This window comes from uncultured Thiodictyon sp., assembly GCF_903828115.1.
GTDB lineage: Bacteria > Pseudomonadota > Gammaproteobacteria > Chromatiales > Chromatiaceae > Thiodictyon.
This window is the reverse complement of sequence record NZ_CAIKKU010000907.1, coordinates 1-2,987: the sequence shown is the minus strand read 5'-3', so window position 1 is coordinate 2,987 and position 2,987 is coordinate 1. Positions and strand designations below refer to the sequence as shown.

Sequence of the window (2,987 nt, the reverse complement as noted above, 5' to 3'; positions counted from 1 at the left end):
CGAGAGCGCCATGAGCTGCTGGTCGGACGTGCCGACCCAAATCCGGTGCAGGGCGGGCACATGCCCCATCATGCGATGGATGACGGTAGGTGCCTCGCTCACGCCTTCGACGGAAAGCTGTTGCATCTGCTGATCGATCCTCGCGGCCAATTGGCGAAATTCATTCATGTTCATGGGCTTTGCTCACTCGAACAGGGTGGCGACCTTCGCCAACACTTCTTCCATGAGCGGTGCCGGCAGCGTGAGTATATGATTTAAGTCAGTTTAACTTAAATCGACAGGGCGAGCGCGTACCCCTATAAATCAATAAGTTACAGTTCATATGTATTGTGAAGCTCGCATCTTAACTGTTTGATTTTATTGATTTCAGAAAAAATTATACGCGCTCACCCTGCTTAAATCGACTTAAGTTAAGTAATGTCGACTTAAGTTACAGTAAGATGAGTTAACTTAAACTGATCTGATCACGCATATGATTTTGCTCCTCGGAGGCGAGAAAGGCGGTACCGGCAAGAGTACGGTCGCTGTCAACCTGGCGGTTTGGTTAGCCACCACTGGCGCGGATGTCGTACTCATCGACACCGACCGGCAACGGACAGCCAGTCAGTTCATTGAGCGCCGCAACACACTTGTCGATCTTCCAAAAGTGCACTGCACCGAGAAGTACGGCAATGTTTTCGACACCGTGCGCGATCTGGCGAAACGCTATGGAGAGGTCATCGTCGATGCCGGTGGCCGGGACTCCGAAGAGTTGCGCACGGCGCTGGTGGCAACTCAAATCGTCTACTGTCCGCTCAAGGCGAGTCAGCCTGACATCGAAACGAGCGTTCACATGAACGAACTCGTGAAACTTGCCAGAGGAATGAATCCTACTCTCCAGGCGCGGCTACTGATCTCGATGGGTCCGACTAACCCCGTGATCCAGGAAGCTGCCGAAGCGCAGCAAATTCTGCGTGAGTTACCAGAACTCACACTGTCCAACGTCATCGTCCGTGATCGCAAGGTGTACCGCGACGCTATGCCGGAAGGGCGAGGTGTGATCGAAATGAACAACGCCAAGGCTACTGCGGAGATCAAGGCTCTGGCACATGAGATTTACGGAGTTGAAGGATGAGCCGCTTCAGTTTGCCGACTGCCACAAAAACGCCAGCGGATGCGTTGCCAAATGTCAATCCCGATACGCTGCGCGAATTTGCCGCCGGCGCAAAAGAGCATCGAGCGACCCAGGAACCGCTGCCTTGGGAGAAATTCGATCCCGATGCGCCGCCACGACACAATGTCTCGGTACGACTGAATGACTACCAGTTAGCCGTACTTCAGTATTTGGCAAAGAAAGCGGATGCGAGCCAGCAAAAAATCCTGAATCGGATTCTGGTGCCAGCTCTCGCGCATCAGGTAAAAGAGTCCGATGGAAGAAAAAGTTAAGTAAGTTAAACTGACTTAAGTTAAGTTAATTTGATGTAACTTAAGTCTGCATAAACATCATGTGGTTACGTTAGGGAATCAATGACCCGACCGCCTTGGTTGTCGCGACATTCGCCACCTTGGCGACCACAGGTGATGGCGTCTGCGCCGCTTCGCGTTCGGGCACCTTGCCCTTCAACACCCGCTCCACATTCTGGACGTTGCGCGCGAGATAGATGGTCAACTCTTCCAGGTCCCCGTCCGGGAGAGACGGCAACACCTTGTCGGCGGTGCGCAAGCGTTCGACTCCGTGGCGGTCTTTCACGATGTATTCGATTTCGATCATGTCGTGGTCTTCAGGTTAAATCATCAGCGGTGAAGGATCGCAGATCCAGTCAACAGCGCAGATTGAACGCTGGCCACTGCATCCGACAGCAATACCCCCTGAGACCACCACACGCCACCGGCTGACACCGCCGCGAGCAGGAGCAGGACGAACGCGGTACGGGCGCGGCGATCCCAGCCAAATCGGGCGCGGAGGCCACGCCGATGCGCACGTCTTGCCTTCCGGTCAGTCCGCGCTTGCGTCAGGAGCGTTCGCCAGGCGATGGCGATGGCGGCAGGGGCGCGTCCTCGGCGCAAGCTCGCCAGGTCGTCGCGCAATTTATGCAACTGAGACACGCCGTCCGGCAGCCCTTGGGGAAAGCTGGCCGCGCTGGTAAAGACGACTCGCCCCATGACCGGGACGCCCAGCCCGAGCGCCTCCACCGCGTTCAGATGGGCGTGGTTCTGACGCAAGGGATTTTGGAAGCAGTAGCGTTTGCCGCCCAGTGCTTGCGTCCAGGTGACATCCTTAGCGTGTCCCAGAATCGTCCCGCGATAGTTCTTGGTCTCGACCACCAGCAGACCCGCCGGGGTGAGGGCGACATGATCGAGTTGGGTCAAACCGCCGCGTCCATTGGGGAGAATCAGATCGTGGCGAACCTGGCGAAAGAGTTGTTCCAGGACGCGCCCGACCTGAGCCTCGCCATCCGCGCCACGCTGCTTGGTGAAACGGATGCGCTGGATGACCCTGAACGCGGACAGCGCCAGACCCAGCGGAATCAACCATGGTAGCCACGCCAGCACATCAGGAAGCCGGGTCAGGATGTCGAATTGAAGCATCGTCGAGGTGGTCCATCCGAGAAGGTGTGAAATTCCCCCGCAACGTCGTCTGCCAAGGGCGACAAGCGGTTCGTCGCCCTGGACACGATGAGCGGCGGGAAGCATGGCGGCGCTGGTGCGATTGACCCGCAATCCAGGAGAAGACGATCACCGCTCCGACGAGGATCAGAAAAATCCAACCGCGTTGGTCAAGATAAAATCGCTGCCAGGCCATGATGGACAGTTGCCGCTAAACGCTATCTGGATCGGTGGTACCAGATTAACAGCAGGACAGTAAAACTCGATCTTCGAGTTTTTAAGGTTTGACTTTATCGATCGATCTGCGCTACGCGCCGCAGGCGCAGACCTCCGCCGCACGATAGCGCAACGCGGGTGTGGGTTCTTGTCGGCCCAGGTCACGACCACTCATGTGCTTGCTG

Annotated in this window: 5 protein-coding genes; 3 read left to right on the top strand and 2 right to left on the bottom strand. The window is 56.4% G+C overall.

Annotation, left to right across the window (positions count from 1 at the left end):
• The first annotated feature begins 472 nt into the window (after nucleotides 1-472).
• On the top strand, nucleotides 473-1,114 hold the full coding sequence (locus QZY48_RS34495) for a division plane positioning ATPase MipZ (RefSeq protein WP_295439282.1): 642 nt from the start codon (nucleotides 473-475) through the stop codon (nucleotides 1,112-1,114).
• Nucleotides 1,111-1,425, top strand: coding sequence for a hypothetical protein (locus QZY48_RS34490; protein WP_295439280.1), 315 nt, complete (start codon nucleotides 1,111-1,113; stop codon nucleotides 1,423-1,425). Before QZY48_RS34495 ends, QZY48_RS34490 begins: the two co-directional genes overlap by 4 nt.
• Before the next feature lie 70 nt (nucleotides 1,426-1,495).
• Here the strand turns inward: QZY48_RS34490 and QZY48_RS34485 are convergent, their stop codons facing one another.
• Both QZY48_RS34485 and QZY48_RS34480 read right to left on the bottom strand, forming a co-directional pair.
• On the bottom strand, nucleotides 1,496-1,750 hold the full coding sequence (locus QZY48_RS34485) for a hypothetical protein (RefSeq protein ID WP_295439278.1): 255 nt from the start codon (nucleotides 1,748-1,750) through the stop codon (nucleotides 1,496-1,498).
• 23 nt (nucleotides 1,751-1,773) lie between these two features.
• A complete protein-coding gene (locus QZY48_RS34480) occupies nucleotides 1,774-2,568 on the bottom strand; it encodes a nuclease-related domain-containing protein (RefSeq protein WP_295439276.1) in 795 nt (264 codons plus the stop codon).
• 103 nt (nucleotides 2,569-2,671) lie between these two features.
• Here QZY48_RS34480 and QZY48_RS34475 point away from each other — a divergent pair, with 103 nt between their 5' ends.
• The gene (locus QZY48_RS34475) at nucleotides 2,672-2,845 is read left to right on the top strand and encodes a hypothetical protein (RefSeq protein ID WP_295439275.1); all 174 of its coding nucleotides are present in this window, start codon (nucleotides 2,672-2,674) and stop codon (nucleotides 2,843-2,845) included.
• Nucleotides 2,846-2,987 lie beyond the last annotated feature (142 nt).